Consider the following 21,306-nt stretch of genomic DNA (forward strand, 5'->3'; position numbering starts at 1 on the left):
CACACGCGCCCTCACGGGGGCGCACTGTGCATCCATCGACAAGGAGACAAATCATGTCCGGACAGATTCTCGTCAACTTCCAGACGGTCCTGAACGCGAGCTCCGAGGTTCGCCAGACCGCCTCGCGCATCCAGTCGCAGCTGGACGACCTCAAGTCGGGCGTGCAGCGCATCGCCTCCTCCTGGGAGGGCGCAGCCCAGCAGGGCTACCAGGCCCGCCAGGCCCAGTGGGACGCCAAGGCCGCCGACCTGCAGCAGGTGCTCGGCCAGATCGCCAGCGCGCTGGACAACGCCGCGCAGAGCTACCAGAACACCGAGAAGCAGAACGAGGGCCTCTGGGCCTGAGGCTCCCGTACCGGGACTCTGCGCGGTAGCGCTCTTTTCAAGGGCGGGCGTCCCACGGGGCGCCCGCCCTTTCGCGCGTGGCACGGGGCACGCGCCGAACACGGGTGGAAGCAATGAGGGGTGGACTTCAGGTGTCGTCAGGATCGTTGCGCCGGACCGGTGCGGTGCTGCTGGTTCTCGGGGTGGTCGGCACTGCCGCCGCGGCTCCCGCTTACGCCGAGCCCTCGCCCGCCGCCTCCGGAGGCGCCTACCGGGCGCCGGTGGCCATCGCCGCGGCCGGCGACTGCACCTTCCCGTCCAAGGACGTCCCGGCCAAGCCCTGGGCCCTCCAGCGGGTCTTCCTGGACGAGCTGTGGGGCACCGGCGAGAAGGTGCCGCACAGCGGACAGGGCGTCAAGGTCGCCGTGATCGACACTGGCGTGGACGACAGCAACCCGCAGCTGAAGGGCAAGGTGATCGCCGGCCCCGACCTGCTCGGCGACGCGCAGCAGAAGGCCGGCCAGCAGCGGCCGGAGGGCGGCAGCACCACCGACAAGGTCGGCCACGGCACCAAGGTCGCCGGCATCATCGCGGCCGCGCCGCGGGACACCTCGGGCTTCGTCGGCCTGGCCAAGGACGCGACGATCATCTCGATCCGGCAGAACGACTCCGAGGGCCACGGCAGCGTCAGCACGCTGATCGACGCCATCAACAAGGCCGTCGACATGGGCGCCGGCGTCATCAACATCTCGCAGGACGTCCGGGTCGAGATCGACCCGAGCAAGCCCGCCGACTCGGTGCCGTTCGCCGAGGAGCCGGACCTGAGGCGGGCGCTGAACCGCGCCGAGGCGGCCAAGGTCGTGGTGGTCGCGTCCTCCGGCAACGACGGCGCCGAGGGCCCCACCTACCCGGCGTTCTACGACACCGTGCTGGCCGTGGGCGCGTCCGACCGGAACAACGAGCGGGCCACCTTCTCGCAGTACGGCGACTTCGTCGACGTGGTCGCCCCGGGCGTCGACATGCTCTCCACCGTCCCCGCCGGCGGCCAGTGCACCGACAACGGCACCAGCTTCTCCGCGCCCTACGTGTCAGGCCTGGCGGCCGTGCTGAAGGGCATGCACGGCGACTGGACCCCGCAGCAGATCCGCACCGTGATCGAGCAGACCGCCCAGCGCACCGAGCACGGCCGCAACAAGTGGATCGGCTGGGGCGTCGTCGACCCGGTCAAGGCCGTCACCTACGCGACCGTGCCCGGCCCGAGCGAGGCCCCGCACCCGGACGCCCCGACCAAGCTGGACACCGCCCCGCTGGTCGCGCAGCCGCTCGGCCTGGCCGAGACGCAGGCCGACCGGGACCGGAAGACCGGCACCTTCGTGCTCGGCGTGGGCGCCCTGCTGGTGGCCGGCCTGGCCGGTGGCGCGATCGTCACCCGCGACCTGGGCCGCCGCCGCAACGAGAGCTGACAGCCCGTCGGTACCCCCTCCGGACGCTCGCGCGGCCGGCCCCGGAAAGGGGTCGGCCCCGCCGGTGGGGGAACCGGCGGGGCCGACGAGGAGAGCGGCTGCGGGGGGGTCAGACCCGCTCGTCCTCGGGGAGGGTGATCACCCAGCGCGTCTCCTGACGGGGACGCAGGTAGAACGCCCAGTACAGGCTGGCGGCGACGGTGATGCCCAGGGTCCACAGCAGCGCGGTGAGGTCCAGCTGGGTCAGCGTGTAGGCGAGCACCACGATCACCAGGATCGGCAGCGCGGGCCACAGCGGCTGGCGCCAGGCCGGGGCGTGCTTGTGCTCGCCGCGGCGGGAGAACAGCGCGCCGACCGCGACCAGCAGGTACAGCGCGGCGACCGCGACACCGGTGATGTTCATCAGCAGGTTCTGCGGAACGAAGCAGAGCACCGCGCCGGGGATGCCGACCGCCAGGGTGGAGATCCACGGGGCGCTGAACTTGTTGAGGGTGCCGAAGGCCCGGTTCACCGGCTCCGGCCATGCCTTGTCGCGGCCCGAGGCGAACAGCACCCGGGAGTTCTGGATGACCATCACGATGCCGGCGTTGATGATCGCCAGCGCGATGCAGAGGCTGATGAAGGTGCCGACGCCGGTGTTGCTCCAGCCGATCACCAGCTGCGAGATGTTGCCCTCGGTCAGCGCGGACAGGTCCGGCGCGCCCAGGGTGATGGCGGCCACCGGGATCACGATGATGGCGACCGACAGGCCCAGGGTCCACAGCACGGTGCGGGCCACGTTCTTGCGGGGGTTCTCCAGCTCCTCGGAGAGGTAGATCGCGGTGGAGAAGCCCTGGGTGACGAACAGTGCGGTGCCCATCGCGGCCAGGATCGCCGCGAAGCCCACCCCGGAGGTGCCGCCGGCCGCGTCCGCGACCGCGCCGTGCACGAAGTTGCTCGCGCCGCGCTCGGTGTGGGAGAAGCCGAGGAAGGACACCACGGCGCAGGCGATGACCTCCAGCACCAGGAAGATGCCGGTGATCCAGGCGTTGGCCCGGAGGTCCAGCAGGCCGGCGACGGTGGCCGCGATCATCACCACGGCGCCGGCGATCTTCGGGTCGACGTGGACGATCGGTTCCAGGTAGTCGGCGGTGCCCATGGCGATCAGTGAGGGCACGATCATCACGACGATCAGCGACTGGATGAACACCAGCCAGCCCGCGAACTTGCCCGCCAGGGTGCCGACCATGGCGTACTCGCCGCCCGCGGAGGGGACCAGGGTGCCGAGCTCGGAGTAGCAGAACGCTACGGCGATGCAGATCACCGAGCCGATGGCGATGGCCATCAGGGTGAAGGTGCCGAGGTCCGCGAACAGGTCGGGGACGAGCACGAAGAGCGAGGACGCCGGGGTCACGCAGGACAGCGTGAGCAGCGTGCCGCCCACGACGCCGAGCGATCGGGCGAGCTTCTTCGGGGCATCCGCGCCGGTGGCGGCACCCGCGGAGGGGGCGGCTGCCTGCGGGGGAAGCGTGTCGGTCATGGGGGCATCCGATCGGCTGTGCGGCGGTGGGGAGGGGAGCGGTATCGCCTCCGAAACAACGTTCTCGCGGGTGTCTGGTTGTGCATCGCTCCCGATGCGCCAGGTTGCCTGGGTCAAAAGGCCCCGTCAACGCGCGATCGGCTGCGGAATCCGTTGTCGAAACCCGCCTTTTCCTGCGGAACGCAGCTTCCCGGCGGGTGGGGCACATGTTTCAAGGGTGTCAACTCCGGTGAACGGCGCTTGAATCGAAGGTGAAGTGATCTGCGCAACTCCGATTCAAAGGCCCTGCCCGGCGACGGCTCGGACCGCCGAAAGGCCAGGCCGTTCGGCTCCGGGGGTACGGGAATCGAAGGTCCAAGCGGAAAAACGGAAGATAACGTTATGGCACCGTTCGGTCCCCGGGATGCCGAAGGGCCGGATCCCTTTCGGAACCCGGCCCCAACGGTCACGGTGCGTGAACCACGCCCCGCGGCTACTGCTGGATCGGCAGCCAGCCCGTCTGCACCGTCTGACCCGCCTGGATGCGGCGGGAGACGAACACGGCACGACCCGGCGGCAGCGGCTGCGGCTTGACCGTGCCCAGCAGCGCGCCCTCGCCCTTGTCACCGGACATCACCAGGCCCTGGCCGCCCAGCTCGCGCATGCGCTGCATCACCGGCTCGAACAGCGAGCGGCCGGCGCCACCCGCGTTGCGGGCGATGATCAGACGCAGACCGATGTCGCGCGCGAACGGCAGGAACTCCGCCAGCGGCGCCATCGGGTTGCCCGACTGGGTGGCGACCAGCTCGTAGTCGTCCACGATCACGAACATGTCCTTGCCGCTGTACCAGCTGCGGTTGCGCAGCTGCTCCGGCGTGACGTCCGGACCGGGCAGACGACGCGAGCAGGCCCCGCGCAGCATCTCCACGATCGCCGACATGGCGGGCGCGGCGGCCGCGTACTCCACCAGGTACTCCGGCGGAACGACGCCCAGCAGCGAGCGGCGGAAGTCGCCGACCACGATGCCGGCCTGCTCCGGGGTGTACCGCTCGGTGATCTGCTTGATCAGCATGCGCAGCATCGCCGACTTGCCGGACTCGCTCTCGCCGAAGACGACGAACAGCGGGTCGGACTCGAAGTTGACGAACACCGGCGCCAGCTCGACCTCGTCGACACCGAACGCGACACCCAGCTCCGGGTGCTCGAAGCCCTTGGGCAGCGAGTTCCCGTCCAGCACCGGCGGCAGCATGCGCACCTGCGGTGCGCGCGGGCCGGTCCAGGCCGCGTTGATCTGGGCGACCATGTCGGCGACGCCGTCCACCAGGTCCTCGGTGGCGCTGGAGCCGTCGATCCGCGGCAGGCCCGACAGGAAGTGCAGCTGCTCGTGGGTCAGACCGCGACCCGGGATCGCCGGCACGTTCGCGGCGACCTTGCGGGCGATCTCCGACTCCATGGAGTCACCGAGCTTCAGCTCGACGCGGTTCTGCAGCTGGTCCTTCAGCGCCGGGCGGACCTCGGCGTAACGGGCCGCGGTGATCACCACGTGGATGCCGTAACCGAGACCGCGCAGCGCGATGTCGGCGATGACCGGCTCCAGGACCTCGAACTCCTGCTTGAAGGTCAGCCAGCCGTCGATGAACAGGAACACGTCGCCGAACTGCTCGTCCGGCAGCTGCCCGTTCGCCCGGCGGGTGCGGTAGGTGGCGATGGTGTCGATGCCCTGGGAGCGGAACAGCTCCTCACGGCGGTTGAGCACCCCGTGCACCTCGCTGACCATGCGGCGGACCTTCTCGACGTCCAGTCGGCCCGCCACGCCGCCGACGTGCGGCAGGTCGGCCAGCGAGCCGAAGCCGCCACCGCCGAAGTCGAGCAGGTAGAACTGCGCCTCCACCGGCGTGTGGGTGACCGAGAAGCCCGCCACGATGGTGCGCACCATGGTGGACTTGCCGGACCGCGGACCGCCGACGATCATGCCGTGGCCGGCCGCGCCCGAGTAGTCCAGGTACATCACGTCGCGGCGCTGGTCGCGCGGCTTGTCGACGATGCCGACCGGGACGATCAGGTTGCCCTGGCGGATCGACGCCGGGGTCAGACCGCGCTCCGGGCTGACCAGCAGCGGCTCCAGCAGGCTGTCCACGGAGGGCGGCGCCTCCAGCGGGGCAGCCACACCTGGTGGGCCGGCGGGCCCTGGCCGATCATGCGCTGGACGAACACGTCGAGCATGGTGTCCAGCAGCGCGTCGTCCTTCTCCTCCTCCTCCGTGGGATCGGGAAGGACCTCCTCCACCTCGGGCTCGACGACCTCGACCTCGGCGGCGGTGAACAGCACCGGCTGGGCGGTGATGACCCGCCCGCCGACCGCGCGCTGCTGGCCCGGCGGACGGTACTTGCCGGACACGTACGCGGCCCGGAAGCGCTCCATCACGTCGGAGCCGAACTTGAGGTAGCCCACGCCGGGGATCGGCGGCAGGTGGTAGGCGTCCGGCACGCCGATCGCGGCCCGCGACTCGGCGGCCGAGAAGGTGCGCAGACCCAGGCGGTAGGACAGGAAGGTGTCCAGGCCGCGGAGCTTGCCCTCCTCCAGTCGCTGCGAGGCGAGCAGCATGTGCATACCGAGCGAACGGCCGATGCGGCCGATCTGGATGAACAGGTCGATGAAGTCCGGCTTCGCGGTGAGCAGCTCGGAGAACTCGTCGATGATCATCAGCAGCGAGGGCAGCGGGTCGAGCGGCGCACCCGCGGTGCGGGCCCGCTCGTACTCGTTGATGTTCGCGTAGTTGCCCGCCGCGCGGAGCAGCTCCTGACGGCGGTTCATCTCGCCCTCGATCGCGTCGCGCATGCGGTCGATCAGGGTGGCTTCGCCCTCGAGGTTGGTGATCACGGCCGCGGTGTGCGGCATCTCCGCCATGCCGGCGAAGGTCGCACCACCCTTGAAGTCCGCGAGGACCAGGTTCAGCACCTCGGAGGAGTGGGTGACCGCCAGCGCCAGCACGATGGTGCGCAGCACCTCGGACTTGCCGGAACCGGTCGCGCCGACGCACATGCCGTGCGGGCCCATGCCCTCCAGCGAGGCTTCCTTGATGTCCAGCCAGACGTACTCGCCGTTGCTGCCGACGCCCAGCGGGACGCGGAGCTTCTCGCGGATCGGCTTCGGACGCCAGTGCCGGGCCGGGTCGAAGGAGCCCGGGTCGCCGGTGTGCATCATCTCGGTGAAGTCCATCGAGACCAGCGACGGGTCGCTGTCGTCGCCGCCCGCGGACGCCCGGAACGGCGCCAACTGCCGCGACAGCGCCTCGGCCTGCCACCCCGACAGGCTGTCGGGGGTGCCCGGGTAGCTCGCCCCGGACGCCGCCTCCAGCAGCAGGTCGTTCTTGCCGACGGTGATCACCAGGTGGCCGTTCGGCTCGTCCAGGTCACCCGGGACGACCTCGATCACGGTGACGCCCTGGACGCCCTCCGGGCCGGCGATCACCGAGTCGACCGGCACCGAGGCGCCGTCCATGATGACCACCAGGTGCGGCTGGTCCGCGCTCGGCGTGCTGTCCCGGGAGAAGCCCTTGCGGCCGGCCAGCTCGTTGGCCAGCAGCTCCTCCAACTCGCCCAGCCCGGAAGCGATCAGACGACGCGAACCGGCGCCGTCGCTCTCCTTGCGGTGCTGGGTGTGCGGCAGCCACTTCGCCCACTCCCACTCCTCCACCGCGCCGGGCGCGGCGGCCACCCCGATCATCAGGTCCTCGGGGGAGTGCAGGGTCGCCAACTGGGCCACCATCGCCCGCACGTTGCCGTACACCGAGTCCGGGTCGCCGCACACCGTGATGTGGTAGAAGGCGCGCAGCGAGACCGCCAGCGGCAGGTCCTGCAGCGTGCCGTGGGTCTTGATGAAGGTGCCCATCGCCTCGGCGGCGAGCGGCTCCAACTCGTCCATCGGCGCGGTCTGCGGCGCCACCAGCGGCGTCGACAGCTGCAGCGGGCCCAGGCCCACCCGGATCTGCGCGAAGTCCGGATCGGTCGGACGGCGCTCCCACAGCCGGCGGCCCTCGGCCACGATCGACCACAGCTGGTCCGGCTCCGGGTGGGTGAACAGCAGCGCGCCGCGCTGCCGTTCGGCCGTGCGACGCACCTCGCGGCGCTTCTGCTGCAGGTACTTCAGGTAGTCGCGGCGCTCGTCCGAGGTCGCCGCGCTACCGCCCTTGCGCGCCTTCACGATCTGCGCCACCGCCATCGCGGCGGTCGACGCGACCATCAGGACACCCATCATCTTCATCGGGCCCTGCGCGCCCGGAGAGAAGAAGAACGCCGCCGAACCGCCCATGCCGAGCAGCGGCAGCAGCGACATCATCCAGTCCTCGCCACCGCCCCGCGGCAGCTCCGGCGGCGGAACCAGCTCGACCGGTTCCTCCGACACCGGAGGCGGGAACGCCCGCGGCGGGCGCTTGACCGTCACCGTACTCATGCGGTCACCCCGCCCCCAGCGGCAGTCGCAGCGCGCGACTCCCCGTCGTCAACGGTGCGCCCTCCCCGGGCACAGGGTCGGGGGCACCCCCATCGCTCGCTCACAATCCGCCCTCACGCATCTGGATACGTACGGTGAGGGCGCCCCGTGTGATGACGCCGCCCCCGCTCCGCCGAACCGCAGGCGCGCCGGGGCTGTCGCGTCTTCGATCGCCGCCCCCGTACGCCGTGCGCAGGGGCCGATCCTACTGCGCACGCCAAGCCGTTCGTCCACGGGGTCGCCCACCCCGCAGGGTACTGACCCGACGTCAACACACAACCCCCGGCGCACCTGTGCACCGCCTCCATCCCCGCACGCCGCCCCCGCACCGTCCACGCCCCCGCCGCACTGCACCCTTGCCAGGAGGGGGTAAGGTGTCGCCGCGCCAACTCTCGTTCGGGCCGTGACAGTTCCGGAATCCCGTCGACGAGTGGTCAGCAGACTTGCCGACTAGCCAACGAGGGGGAGAGGGCCGGTGAGCACAAACGCTACGACCGGTTTCTGCCGGGTCACCGTGGTGGCACCGGACAGCCGGATCGACGTCGCCCTGCCGGAGGACGTCCCGCTCGCCGACATCTACCCGGAGGTGCTGCGGCTCTCCGGGCAGACCCAGGTGGACGGGACACCGACCGGCTTCCATCTGGTGCGCCGGGACGGCACCGTGCTCGACAGCGGCCTGCCGCTGGCGGCCCAACAGGTCCGCGACGGCGACCTGCTGAGCCTGCGTCCGTTCTCCGAGTCGCTGCCGCCGGCCGTCTACGACGACGTCGCCGACGCCATCGCCTCGGCGGTCGAGGCCGACCGCAGGTTCTGGAGCCCCGACCTGATGCGGGCCTTCGGCCTGATCGCCGGCACGGTGCTGCTCACCCTGCTGGCCTTCGCGCTGTGGTTCTCCGACCTGCGGCACAACATGTTCGGCCTGCCGGGCATCCTGGCCGGCGTCACCGCCGTCGTGCTGGTGACCTTCTCGGCCGTCCGCGCCCGGGTCTACGACGACCACGTCGCCGCGCTCGCGCTCGGCCTCGGCGCCCTGCCGCACGCCATGCTGGCCGGCTCCGGCATCATCGACGTCCCGAACGCCGGCGACGGCCCCGGCCGCCTCCAGTTCCTGGTCGGCTGCGTCACCGTGCTGGTCGTCTCGGTCCTGCTGGTGGGCCTGCTGCCGGAGAAGGACTCGGTGTTCGTCGCCGCCGCCTTCGTGGCAGCCGCCGGCACCCTGGCCACCTTCGCCGCGGTGCTGATGTCCGGCACCGCGATCACCGACATCGCCGCCGTCACCGGCGTCGCCGCGGTCGCCGCGGTCGGCTTCCTGCCCGCGCTCTCCGCCCGGTTCGCCCGCCTGCCCGTGGGCTTCAGCGCCCCCGGCCAGACCCGCACCCGCGGCACCGCCTACGGCGAGGAGAACACCGGCACCGAGACCGTCCAGTACGAGCGGATCGCCGCCCAGGCCCGCCGCGGCCACGAGGTGCTGGTCGGCCTGGTCGGCGGCGCCGCCACCACCATCGTCGGCGCCTGCACCGTGCTCGGCTTCAGCGACCGCACCTGGGCCGAACTGCTCGCGCTGACCATCGGCGTCTCGACCATGCTGCGCGCCCGGCTGTTCCGCTACACCGCCCAGGTGTTCGCGCTCACCATCGCCGGCCTGGCCGGCCTGGCGCTGCTGATCCTCGGCCTCGCCCTGCACACCCCGCTGCACCTGGCGATCGCCGCCGCGACGCCCGGCGGCGGCGGTGGCGACCTGCGCACCGTCTGGCTGTCCGCGTCCATCGCGGCCGGCGCCGCGATCATGACCGCGATCGCGCTGATCGTCCCCCGCTCCGGGGTGTCCCCCTTCTGGGGCCGCATCCTGGACATGGTCGACAGCCTGATGCTGATCGCCCTGGTGCCGCTGGCGCTGGCCGTGCTCAACATCTACAACGTGGTGCGCGGCGCGACCGGCTGAGCCGCGCTGCTATCGTTGATCCGTCCGAGTCTTGTCAGGTCCTGTGCTTCCGACCAGGACCACTCGGCAGAAACCGAAGGAGATGCCCGTGGCCCTCGCCGCTGACGTCAAGAAGCAGATCATCGCCGAGTTCGGCCAGAAGGAGGGCGACACCGGCTCTCCCGAGGTCCAGGTGGCCATGCTCTCCCGCCGCATCTCGGACCTGACCGAGCACCTGAAGTTCCACAAGCACGACCACCACTCGCGTCGTGGCCTGCTGATCCTGGTCGGCCAGCGTCGCCGCCTGCTGCAGTACCTGGCCAAGAAGGACATCGAGCGCTTCCGTACCCTGGTGGACCGCCTCGGCATCCGCCGCGGTGCCGCCGGCGGCGCCCGCTGACACCGCTCGTAGGGGCGGCTCCCCTCACCGGGGGAGCCGCCCCTCGGCGCTTTCCGCGCCACCCCGCGACCACGCCCCGCGAACGGACCGGCTTTAAAGTCGCGCTCGATAGGGTGTGAATTTGTAAGGTAAAGGGCATGCCCGCCCTTGCGGGCCGGACAAGGCTTCAAACGGAAGCCGCCCGCACCACAGGAGCGTCCACACGCCGACGCCGCCGCACGCCGAAAGGCGCCGGTCCTCGGTAGTGGCCGCCGGAACCCCCGACACGCGGGGACGGACCCGGTGGCTTCGATCGAAGACCGGCCCAGCTGCCCGGGCCACGGCAGGCAAGCGCAGGGGCGCTCCTGGGGAGACGTACAAAAGAGGAGATCTTCCAGGTGGAAGAGAACGTTTTCTACGCCGAGGCCGTCATCGACAACGGCAGCTTCGGCACCCGCACCATCCGCTTCGAGACCGGCCGCCTGGCCCGTCAGGCCGCCGGCTCCGCCGTGGCCTACCTGGACGACGACACCATGGTGCTGTCGGCCACCAGCGCCTCGAAGCAGCCCAAGGAGCACTTCGACTTCTTCCCCCTGACGGTGGACGTCGAGGAGCGGATGTACGCCGCCGGCCGCATCCCCGGCTCGTTCTTCCGCCGTGAGGGCCGGCCGTCCGAGGACGCGATCCTCACCTGCCGCCTGATCGACCGCCCGCTGCGCCCGTCCTTCGTCAAGGGCCTGCGCAACGAGGTCCAGGTCGTCGTCACCGTCATGGCGCTCAACCCCGACCACCTGTACGACGTGGTGGCCATCAACGCGGCCTCCGCCTCCACCCAGCTGGCCGGCCTGCCGTTCTCCGGCCCGATCGGCGGCGTCCGCGTCGCGCTGATCAACGGCCAGTGGGTGGCCTTCCCGACCCACTCCGAGCTGGAGTCGGCCGTCTTCGACATGGTCGTCGCCGGTCGCGTCCTGCCGGACGGCGACGTCGCGATCATGATGGTTGAGGCCGAGGCCACCGACAAGACCATCAAGCTGGTCGAGGGCGGCGCCGACGCCCCCACCGAGGAGGTCGTCGCCTCGGGCCTGGAGGCCGCCAAGCCGTTCATCAAGGTGCTGTGCGCCGCCCAGGCGCAGCTCGCCAAGCAGGCCGCCAAGCCGACCGGCGAGTTCCCGCGCTTCCTGGAGTACCAGGACGACGTGCTGGCCGCGCTGACCGCCGCCGTCAAGGACGAGCTCGCCAAGGCGCTGACCATCGCCGGCAAGCAGGAGCGCCAGAACGAGCTGGACCGCATCAAGGCCGTCGCCGCCGACAAGCTGCTCCCGGAGTTCGAGGGCCGCGAGAAGGAGATCAGCGGCGCCTACAACGCGCTGACCAAGAAGATCGTCCGCGAGCGCGTCATCAAGGACAAGGTCCGCATCGACGGCCGCGGCGTCACCGACATCCGCACCCTGGCCGCCGAGGTCGAGGCCATCCCGCGGGTGCACGGCTCGGCCCTGTTCGAGCGCGGCGAGACCCAGATCCTGGGCGTCACCACGCTGAACATGCTCCGCATGGAGCAGCAGCTCGACACGCTCTCCCCGGAGACGCGTCGCCGCTACATGCACAACTACAACTTCCCGCCGTACTCGGTCGGCGAGACCGGCCGCGTCGGTTCGCCGAAGCGCCGCGAGATCGGCCACGGCGCCCTCGCCGAGCGCGCCCTGATCCCGGTCCTGCCGACCCGCGAGGAGTTCCCCTACGCGATCCGCCAGGTCTCCGAGGCGCTGGGCTCCAACGGCTCCACCTCGATGGGCTCGGTCTGCGCGTCCACCATGTCGCTGCTGAACGCCGGTGTGCCGCTGAAGGCCCCCGTCGCCGGCATCGCCATGGGCCTGATCTCGCAGGAGATCGACGGTGAGACCCACTACGTGACGCTCACCGACATCCTCGGCGCCGAGGACGCGTACGGCGACATGGACTTCAAGGTCGCCGGTACCCGCAACTTCATCACCGCGCTGCAGCTGGACACCAAGCTCGACGGCATCCCGGCCTCCGTGCTGGCCGCCGCGCTCAAGCAGGCCCGCGACGCCCGCCTGCACATCCTCGACGTCATGAACGAGGCCATCGACTCGCCCGACGAGATGTCCCCGAACGCGCCGCGGATCATCACCATCAAGATCCCGGTGGACAAGATCGGCGAGGTCATCGGCCCCAAGGGCAAGATGATCAACCAGATCCAGGAGGACACCGGCGCCGAGATCACCATCGAGGACGACGGCACCATCTACATCGGTGCCGCCGACGGCCCGGCCGCCGAGGCCGCCCGCTCGACGATCAACCAGATCGCCAACCCGACTATGCCGGAGGTCGGCGAGCGCTACCTGGGCACCGTGGTGAAGACCACCACCTTCGGCGCCTTCGTCTCGCTCATGCCGGGCAAGGACGGTCTGCTGCACATCTCGCAGATCCGCAAGCTGGCCGGCGGCAAGCGCGTCGAGAACGTCGAGGACGTGCTCGGCGTCGGCGCCAAGGTGCAGGTCGAGATCGCCGAGATCGACCCGCGCGGCAAGCTGTCGCTGATCCCCGTCATCGAGGGCGAGGAGGGCGGCGAGGCCGCCGCCTCCGAGTGACACCCCGGTAACACCCCGCGGCCCGCACGCCCCACCCGGCGCGTGCGGGCCGCGCCCTGTTCGTGAAGTTCGTTGAAGCTCCCCTCGTGAAGCAGTAGCTGGAAGGAACACCCGTGGCCCAGGCCTCGGCGGCGAAGCAGCGCCCCGGCACCACCCGGACCCTGCTCAAGGGCACCGAAGGCGGGGCGGGCACCGTCCGCCGCACCGTGCTCCCCGGCGGCCTGCGGGTCGTCACCGAGACCCTCCCGACGGTGCGCAGCGCCACCTTCGGCATCTGGGTCGGCGTCGGCTCCCGGGACGAGACCCCGGTCCTCAACGGCGCCACGCACTACCTGGAGCACCTGCTCTTCAAGGGCACCGCCCGGCGCGACGCGCTGGAGATCTCCGCCGCGCTGGACGCGGTCGGCGGCGAGATGAACGCCTTCACCGCCAAGGAGAACACCTGCTACTACGCGCGGGTGCTGGACACCGACCTGCCGCTGGCCATCGACGTGGTCTGCGACATGCTCACCGGCTCGCTGATCCGCCCCGAGGACGTGGAGTCCGAGCGCGGCGTCATCCTCGAAGAGATGGCGATGGCCGAGGACGACCCGGGCGACGTGGTGCACGACCTGTTCGCCAAGGTGATCTTCGGGACCGGACCGCTCGGCCGCCCGATCCTGGGCACCCAGGAGACCGTCTCCGAGCTGAGCCGCGACCAGATCGCCGGCTTCTACCACCGCCGCTACAAGCCGGAGAACCTGGTGGTCGCGGCGGCCGGCAACCTCGACCACGCCAAGGTGGTCAAGCTGGTGGAGAAGGCCTTCGCGCCGGTGCTGGCCAAGTCCGCCGGCCACCCCGCCGAGGTCCGCCGCGGCGTCAAGGCGGTCCGCACCTCCGGCCGCGCCGCCGTCCTCAACCGGCCCACCGAGCAGGCCCACCTGGTCCTCGGCGTCCCCGGCATCCCGCGCCACGACGAGCGCCGCTGGGCGCTGGGCGTGCTCAACGCCGCCCTCGGCGGCGGCATGAGCTCCCGGCTGTTCCAGGAGGTCCGGGAGAAGCGCGGCCTGGCGTACTCCGTGTACTCCTACTCCACCTCGTACGCCGACACCGGCCTGTTCGGCATCTACGCCGGCTGCCAGCCCAAGCGGGTCGAGGAAGTGCTGAAGATCTGCCGCGAGGAACTCGCCCGGGTCGTCGAGGAGGGCATCACCGAGGAGGAGCTGCGCCGCGCGATCGGCCAGATCTCCGGCTCCACCGTGCTCGGCATGGAGGACACCGGCTCGCTGATGAACCGCATCGGCAAGGCCGAACTCTCCTACGGCCACCACCTGTCGGTGGACGAGATGCTGCAGAAGATCGCCGAGGTCACCCTGGACGACGTGCACGCCGTCGCCCGTGATGTGCTGGGGGCGCACCGGCCCTCGCTCGCGCTGATCGGCCCGATCAACGACCGGCGGGCCGCCAAGCTGGCCGACCTGCTCGCCTGACCCGCCCGAGAGGACAACTGACATGACGCTGCGCGTCGCCGTGATCGGCGCCAAGGGCCGGATCGGCTCCGAGGCCGTCAAGGCCGTCGAGGCCGCCGAGGGCCTGGAGCTGGTGGCCGCCCTCGGCCGGGACTCGAAGCTCACCGAGCTCACCGACGCCCGGGTGGACGTCGCCGTCGAACTCACCCACCCCGACTCGGTGATGGGCAACCTCGAGTACTGCCTGACCCACGGCATTCACGTGGTCACCGGCACCACCGGCTGGACCGAGGAGCGCCTGGAGACGGTGCGCGGCCTGCTCGCCGCGGCCCCCGGGCTGGGCCTGCTGATCGCCCCGAACTTCTCCATCGGCGCGATCCTCGGGATGAAGTTCTCCCAGCTGGCCGCCAAGTACTTCGAGTCCGTCGAGGTGGTCGAGCTCCACCACGACCGCAAGGCCGACGCCCCGTCCGGCACCGCCACCCGCACCGCGCAGCTGATCGCCGCCGCCCGCGCCGAGGCCGGCCTGCCCCCGCAGCAGGACCCGACCACGCACAGCCTGCCGGGCGCCCGCGGCGCCGACGTCGACGGCGTCCCGGTGCACGCGGTGCGGCTGCGCGGCCTGCTCGCCCACCAGCAGGTCATGTTCGGCGACACCGGCGAGACCCTGACGATCCGTCACGACTCGATGCACCACAGCAGCTTCATGCCCGGCATCCTGCTCGGCGTGCGGAAGATCGCCGACCACCCGGGCCTGACCTTCGGCCTGGAACACTTCCTGGACCTGTGACATGACCTCTCGCACCGGCTTCTTCGTCCTCTCCGGCATCCTGCTGCTGGTCAGCGTCGTCTGCGTCGGCGAGGGCGTCCAGCTCGTCGCCACCGGCAAGCCGCTGGGCATCGGCATCGGCGTGTGCGCCTTCGTCATCCCGCTGATCGGCGTCTGGTTCCTGCGCCAGACCCTCCGCTTCGGCCGGGCCAGCGAGCGGCTCGCCCGCGAACTGGAGGCCGAGGGCGGCCTGCCCGTCGACGAGCTGAAGCGCACCGGCGGCGGCCGGATCGACCGCGCCTCCGCCGACGCGGTGTTCGCCCGCCGCAAGGCCGAGGCCGAGGCCGGCCCCACCGACTGGCGGAACTTCTTCCGGCTCGCCGTCGCCTACGCGGACGCCGGCGACGTCCCGCGCGCCCGCAAGGCCATGCAGCACGCGATCAAGCTGCATGACCAGGACGCCGCGGCCACCGCCGTAAACTGACCCGTACCGCCCCCAACAGCCAGGAACATCACCCATGCGCGCAGTCGAACCCCAGGTCCACCTGATCGCCCGCCCCGAGCTCGACTACGACGAGGTCGCGGCCTACCTGCAGGACGTCGGCGGCGAGAGCTGGCTGGAGCGCGTCGACCGCGGCGACCTGGACGACGCCCAGAACCTCGCCGAGTTCGCCGGCCGGATCTGCTACCGCTCGTGGAAGCCGGGCCTCAACCCGAACGTCACCAAGGTCCGCACCGACCAGGACGTCTACCTGAAGAACATCCTGGCCAGCGCGCACGGCTCGGTGCTGGAGCACGTCTCCTTCACCTTCGTCCTGCACAACGTCAGCCGCGTGGTCACCCACGAGCTGGTCCGCCACCGCGCCGGCGTCGCCGTCTCCCAGGAGTCGCTGCGCTTCGTCCGCCTCGACGACATCCCGTTCTGGTTCCCCGAGTGGGCCCAGCAGGACGAGGAGCTGATGGGCCGCGCCACCGGCCTGATGCAGCAGATCGAGGAGTTCCAGCACTGGATGGCCGACCACTTCGGGCTGGACGAGGAGGGCGTGAAGTTCCACGAGAAGAAGGAGAAGACCTCCTTCATGCGCCGCTTCGCCCCCGAGGGCCTGGCCACCGGCCTGGTCTGGACGGCGAACGTGCGCACCCTGCGCCACGTCATCGAGAACCGCACCGCGCCGGGCGCCGAGGAGGAGATCCGGCTGCTGTTCGGCAAGATCGGCGAGCTGATGGTCAAGGAGGCCCCGTCGCTGTTCGGCGACTACACCGTCGAGGACGGCGCCTGGGTTCCCGGCTGGCGCAAGGTCTGACCCGCGCGCCCCAGGCCGGGAACTGACGGACCGTCGGATCCCGGCCCCGCGCCGCTCACCCGTGCGGCCCGGCCCCGACGGCGCCGAATCGGCCGCTGACCTGCACCGACGGGCAGATGGCCGGACTGTCCGGCATGTCTGGATTGCGGCATTCTCGGCCGCTCCATACGCTCAGGACACGGATTCCGGTGCTGCGTGAACCCCCGAGCGCGCAGCACCGGAATCCCATGTCGGGCCCGGCCCGCGGCCCTCCGGACTGTCCAAACCCTGGACCTGCGTGGCTACCGACCACCGCCCTACGAGTAGCTTTGGACCCATGGCTCCGACCTCCACACCGCAGACGCCCTTCGGCCGGGTCCTGACCGCGATGGTCACCCCGTTCACCGCCGACGGCGCCCTCGACCTCGACGGCGCGCAGCGCCTCGCCGCCCACCTGGTGGACTCCGGAAACGACGGCCTGGTGCTCAACGGCACCACCGGCGAGTCGCCCACCACCACCGATGCGGAGAAGGCCCAGCTGGTCCGGGTCGTGGTCGAGGCGGTCGGAGACCGCGCCCACGTCATCACCGGTGTCGGCACCAACGACACCCACCACAGCATCGAACTCGCCCGCCAGGCGCTCGCCGCCGGCGCCCACGGCCTGCTCGCGGTCACCCCGTACTACAGCAAGCCGCCGCAGGAGGGCCTGTACCGGCACACCGTGGCCGTCGCCGACGCCACCGAGCTGCCGGTCATGCTGTACGACATCCCCGGCCGGGCCGGTGTCGCCCTCGAACACGACACCCTGGTCCGCCTCGGCGAGCACCCCCGGATCGTCGCCAACAAGGACGCCAAGGGCGACGTCGCCGCGGCCTCCCGGGCCATCGCCGACTCCGGCCTCGCCTGGTACTCCGGCGACGACAACCTGACCCTGCCGCTGCTCTCGGTCGGAGCCGTCGGCGTGGTCAGCGTGGTCGGCCACGTCGTCGCCGCCGAGATGCGCGCCATGATCGAGGCGTTCGTCGCCGGCGACCACGCCAAGGCGCTCGCCGTCCACCAGACCCTGCTGCCGGTGTACGCCGGAATCTTCCGCACCCAGGGAGTGATCCTCTCCAAGGCGGCGTTGAACCTGCAGGGACACCCGGCCGGTCCGCTCCGGCTGCCCCTGATCTCCGCCACGGACGCGGAGATCGCCCGGTTGAAGGAGGATCTCGCCGCCGGCGGGGTACACCTGTAACCAACAACAGACGTGCGCGCCCCCGGCTCGCCGGACCCGACCGGGTCCGCCGCTGGACCGGGACCGAAGGCGCGCGGCAATCGGCAGTCAGGTAACCACGATGGACGCACGCCATATGTCACCGGGGGAGGAACCCCCCGGGCATATGGCGTGCGTCGTGAGGAGAGTCTTTTGAGCCACCCGCACCCCGAACTCGGCGCTCCCCCCGCTCTCAAGGAGGGCGCCCTCCGCATCACCCCGCTCGGCGGACTCGGCGAGATCGGCCGCAACATGACGGTCCTCGAGTACGGCGACCGCATCCTGATCATCGACTGCGGCGTGCTCTTCCCCGAGGACGAGCAGCCCGGCATCGACCTGATCCTCCCCGACTTCACCTACATCCGGGACCGCCTCGACAAGATCGACGGCATCGTCCTGACCCACGGCCACGAGGACCACATCGGCGCCGTCCCGTACCTCCTCCGGGAGAACCCGGACATCCCGCTGATCGGCTCCAAGCTCACCCTCGCCCTGATCGAGGCCAAGCTCGCCGAGCACCGCATCCGCCCCTACGTGCTGGAGGTCGCCGAGGGCGACCGCGAGCGGATCGGCCCCTTCGACTGCCAGTTCATCGCGGTCAACCACTCCATCCCCGACGCCCTGGCCGTCGCCGTCCGCACCCCCGCGGGCATGGTCGTCGCCACCGGCGACTTCAAGATGGACCAGCTCCCGCTGGACGGCCGCCTCACCGACCTGCCGACCTTCGCCAAGCTGGCCGAAGAGGGCATGGACCTGCTGCTGGTGGACTCCACCAACGCCGAGGTCCCCGGCTTCATCCCGCACGAGCGCGACATCTCCGCCGCGCTGCGCAACGTCTTCGCCAACGCGGAGAAGCGCATCATCGTCGCCTCCTTCGCCAGCCACGTGCACCGCATCCAGCAGGTCCTGGACGCCGCGCACGAGTACAAGCGCAAGGTCGCCTTCGTCGGCCGCTCGATGGTCCGCAACATGGGCATCGCCCGCGACCTCGGCTACCTGAAGGTCCCCGGCAACCTGATCGTCGACGTCAAGACCCTCGACGACCTCCCCGACAAGGAGGTGGTGCTGATCTGCACCGGCTCCCAGGGCGAGCCGATGGCCGCGCTGTCCCGGATGGCCAACCGCGACCACCAGATCCGCATCGTCGAGGGCGACACCGTCGTCCTCGCCTCCTCGCTGATTCCCGGCAACGAGAACGCCGTCTACCGGGTCATCAACGGCCTCACCCGCTGGGGCGCCAAGGTCGTCCACAAGGGCAACGCCAAGGTGCACGTCTCCGGCCACGCCTCGGCCGGCGAACTGCTGTACTTCTTCAACATCTGCAAGCCGAAGAACCTGATGCCGGTGCACGGCGAATGGCGCCACCTGCGCGCCGCCGCCGACCTCGGCATCGCCACCGGCGTCCCGCGCAACCGCGTGGTCATCGCCGAGGACGGCGTCTGCGTCGACCTCGAAAAGGGCGTCGCCCGGATCGCCGGAAAGGTCCAGGCCGGCTACGTGTACGTGGACGGCTCGTCCGTCGGCGACATCACCGAGGCCTCCCTCAAGGACCGCCGGATCCTCGGCGAAGAGGGCTTCATCTCGGTCTTCGTGGTGGTCGACTCCACCAACGGCAAGATCGTCAGCGGCCCGACCATCCAGGCCCGCGGCTCCGGCATCGACGACGGCGCATTCACGGCCATCGCCGGCAAGCTGGAGGAAGCCCTCACCCGCTCCGCAGGGGAGGGCGTGCTGGAGGTCCGCCAGGTCCAGCAGCTGGTCCGCCGGACCATCGGCAAGTGGGTCGCCGACAACTACCGGCGCCGCCCGATGATCCTCCCGGTCGTCGTCGAGGTCTGACCGACCTGATTTGACCTGGGGCAGCCCGGTGCGTAGTGTTCTCCGGGTTGCCCCACGGTCGTGCGGCTTCGCCCCGGGATTCGAATTCGTTCGAATGGGGCGGGGAAAACAGGCCGAGAAACTCTGGTAGAGTTCGGGAGCGCCGAAAGGCAAAAGCAAATCGGATCGAAACTCCGGAAAACGGAGCGGAAAACATCTGATAAGCTGGAAACACGAAAGAACGAAGCGCCCGGAGGGTCCGCAGGAATGCGGCTCGAAGGAATCGTCCGTTCCTTGAGAACTCAACAGCGTGCCAAAAGTCAACGCCAGATATGTTGACATCCCCGGCCGGTCTTGATGATCGGTTGGAGATTCCTTTATGAAGTAACACTAGCGAGGACGCAGTGCGCAGGACCGCCCTATTCCGGTGGTTGCTGTGCCGCTCCCCGTGGAGACATTCACGGAGAGTTTGATCCTGGCTCAGGACGAACGCTGGCGGCGTGCTTAACACATGCAAGTCGAACGGTGAAGCCCTTCGGGGTGGATCAGTGGCGAACGGGTGAGTAACACGTGGGGAATCTGCCCTGAACTCTGGGACAAGCCTTGGAAACGAGGTCTAATACCGGATACGACCTTCTCCCGCATGGGGGTTGGTGGAAAGCTCCGGCGGTTCAGGATGATCCCGCGGCCTATCAGCTTGTTGGTGGGGTAATGGCCTACCAAGGCGACGACGGGTAGCCGGCCTGAGAGGGCGACCGGCCACACTGGGACTGAGACACGGCCCAGACTCCTACGGGAGGCAGCAGTGGGGAATATTGCACAATGGGCGAAAGCCTGATGCAGCGACGCCGCGTGAGGGATGACGGCCTTCGGGTTGTAAACCTCTTTCAGCAGGGAAGAAGCGCAAGTGACGGTACCTGCAGAAGAAGCACCGGCTAACTACGTGCCAGCAGCCGCGGTAATACGTAGGGTGCGAGCGTTGTCCGGAATTATTGGGCGTAAAGAGCTCGTAGGCGGCCTGTCGCGTCGGATGTGAAAGCCCGGGGCTTAACCCCGGGTCTGCATTCGATACGGGCAGGCTGGAGTGTGGTAGGGGAGATCGGAATTCCTGGTGTAGCGGTGAAATGCGCAGATATCAGGAGGAACACCGGTGGCGAAGGCGGATCTCTGGGCCATTACTGACGCTGAGGAGCGAAAGCGTGGGGAGCGAACAGGATTAGATACCCTGGTAGTCCACGCCGTAAACGTTGGGAACTAGGTGTTGGCGACATTCCACGTCGTCGGTGCCGCAGCTAACGCATTAAGTTCCCCGCCTGGGGAGTACGGCCGCAAGGCTAAAACTCAAAGGAATTGACGGGGGCCCGCACAAGCAGCGGAGCATGTGGCTTAATTCGACGCAACGCGAAGAACCTTACCAAGGCTTGACATACACCGGAAACGCTCAGAGATGGGCGCCCCCTTGTGGTCGGTGTACAGGTGGTGCATGGTTGTCGTCAGCTCGTGTCGTGAGATGTTGGGTTAAGTCCCGCAACGAGCGCAACCCTTGTTCTGTGTTGCCAGCGAGTAATGTCGGGGACTCACAGGAGACTGCCGGGGTCAACTCGGAGGAAGGTGGGGACGACGTCAAATCATCATGCCCCTTATGTCTTGGGCTGCACACGTGCTACAATGGCCGGTACAAAGGGCTGCGATGCCGTGAGGCGGAGCGAATCCCAAAAAGCCGGTCTCAGTTCGGATTGGGGTCTGCAACTCGACCCCATGAAGTTGGAGTTGCTAGTAATCGCAGATCAGCATGCTGCGGTGAATACGTTCCCGGGCCTTGTACACACCGCCCGTCACGTCACGAAAGTCGGTAACACCCGAAGCCGGTGGCCTAACCCGTAAGGGGAGGAGCCGTCGAAGGTGGGACCAGCGATTGGGACGAAGTCGTAACAAGGTAGCCGTACCGGAAGGTGCGGCTGGATCACCTCCTTTCTAAGGAGCACATAGCCGCTTGCGAGCGAATGTCTCGCACGGTTGCTCATGGGTGGAACGTTGACTATTCGGCAC

The 21,306-nt window shown here is 69.6% G+C and carries 12 protein-coding genes, 1 rRNA gene and 1 pseudogene; 12 read left to right on the forward strand and 2 right to left on the reverse strand.

The features are described from left to right. Positions 1-53: 53 nt before the first annotated feature. Positions 54-344 (forward strand): WXG100 family type VII secretion target, encoded by a 291-nt coding sequence (locus KCH_RS25045; protein ID WP_035866693.1) that lies wholly within the window; start codon positions 54-56, stop codon positions 342-344. Positions 345-508: 164 nt separating this feature from the next. After that, positions 509-1,786 (forward strand): type VII secretion-associated serine protease mycosin, encoded by a 1,278-nt coding sequence (mycP, locus tag KCH_RS25050; protein ID WP_244305422.1) that lies wholly within the window; start codon positions 509-511, stop codon positions 1,784-1,786. Between the two features lie 109 nt (positions 1,787-1,895). On the opposite strand, the gene KCH_RS25055 is transcribed toward mycP, so the two are convergent. Next, positions 1,896-3,305 (reverse strand): APC family permease, encoded by a 1,410-nt coding sequence (locus KCH_RS25055; protein ID WP_035866695.1) that lies wholly within the window; start codon positions 3,303-3,305, stop codon positions 1,896-1,898. Between the two features lie 472 nt (positions 3,306-3,777). Beyond that, positions 3,778-7,736: pseudogene (gene eccCa / locus KCH_RS25060) on the reverse strand (type VII secretion protein EccCa). 514 nt (positions 7,737-8,250) lie between these two features. Here eccCa and eccD point away from each other — a divergent pair. The 10 genes from eccD (at position 8,251) to KCH_RS25110 (ending at position 21,231) form a co-directional block, all read left to right on the forward strand. Next, positions 8,251-9,717, forward strand: a complete 1,467-nt coding sequence (eccD, locus tag KCH_RS25065; protein WP_035866697.1) for a type VII secretion integral membrane protein EccD — start codon at positions 8,251-8,253, stop codon at positions 9,715-9,717. A gap of 88 nt (positions 9,718-9,805) precedes the next feature. After that, positions 9,806-10,096 (forward strand): 30S ribosomal protein S15, encoded by a 291-nt coding sequence (gene rpsO / locus KCH_RS25070; protein ID WP_030462697.1) that lies wholly within the window; start codon positions 9,806-9,808, stop codon positions 10,094-10,096. 377 nt (positions 10,097-10,473) lie between these two features. Next, positions 10,474-12,684, forward strand: coding sequence for a polyribonucleotide nucleotidyltransferase (locus KCH_RS25075; protein ID WP_035866700.1), 2,211 nt, complete (start codon positions 10,474-10,476; stop codon positions 12,682-12,684). 113 nt (positions 12,685-12,797) lie between these two features. Beyond that, the gene (locus KCH_RS25080) at positions 12,798-14,153 is read left to right on the forward strand and encodes a M16 family metallopeptidase (protein WP_244305423.1); all 1,356 of its coding nucleotides are present in this window, start codon (positions 12,798-12,800) and stop codon (positions 14,151-14,153) included. Between the two features lie 22 nt (positions 14,154-14,175). Continuing rightward, on the forward strand, positions 14,176-14,922 hold the full coding sequence (gene dapB / locus KCH_RS25085) for a 4-hydroxy-tetrahydrodipicolinate reductase (protein ID WP_035866705.1): 747 nt from the start codon (positions 14,176-14,178) through the stop codon (positions 14,920-14,922). Between the two features lies 1 nt (position 14,923). After that, complete coding sequence (locus KCH_RS25090; protein ID WP_035866706.1) at positions 14,924-15,385, forward strand: tetratricopeptide repeat protein; 462 nt, start codon at positions 14,924-14,926, stop codon at positions 15,383-15,385. 34 nt (positions 15,386-15,419) lie between these two features. Next, the gene (thyX, locus tag KCH_RS25095) at positions 15,420-16,205 is read left to right on the forward strand and encodes an FAD-dependent thymidylate synthase (RefSeq protein ID WP_035866708.1); all 786 of its coding nucleotides are present in this window, start codon (positions 15,420-15,422) and stop codon (positions 16,203-16,205) included. A 316-nt stretch (positions 16,206-16,521) separates the two neighbouring features. Continuing rightward, positions 16,522-17,421, forward strand: coding sequence for a 4-hydroxy-tetrahydrodipicolinate synthase (gene dapA / locus KCH_RS25100; RefSeq protein ID WP_035866710.1), 900 nt, complete (start codon positions 16,522-16,524; stop codon positions 17,419-17,421). A gap of 171 nt (positions 17,422-17,592) precedes the next feature. Further along, the gene (locus KCH_RS25105) at positions 17,593-19,278 is read left to right on the forward strand and encodes a ribonuclease J (protein WP_035866712.1); all 1,686 of its coding nucleotides are present in this window, start codon (positions 17,593-17,595) and stop codon (positions 19,276-19,278) included. 436 nt (positions 19,279-19,714) lie between these two features. Next, positions 19,715-21,231, forward strand: a 16S ribosomal RNA gene (locus KCH_RS25110). Positions 21,232-21,306 lie beyond the last annotated feature (75 nt).

Source organism: Kitasatospora cheerisanensis KCTC 2395 (assembly GCF_000696185.1).
In the GTDB taxonomy this organism is placed as follows: Bacteria; Actinomycetota; Actinomycetes; order Streptomycetales; family Streptomycetaceae; genus Kitasatospora; species Kitasatospora cheerisanensis.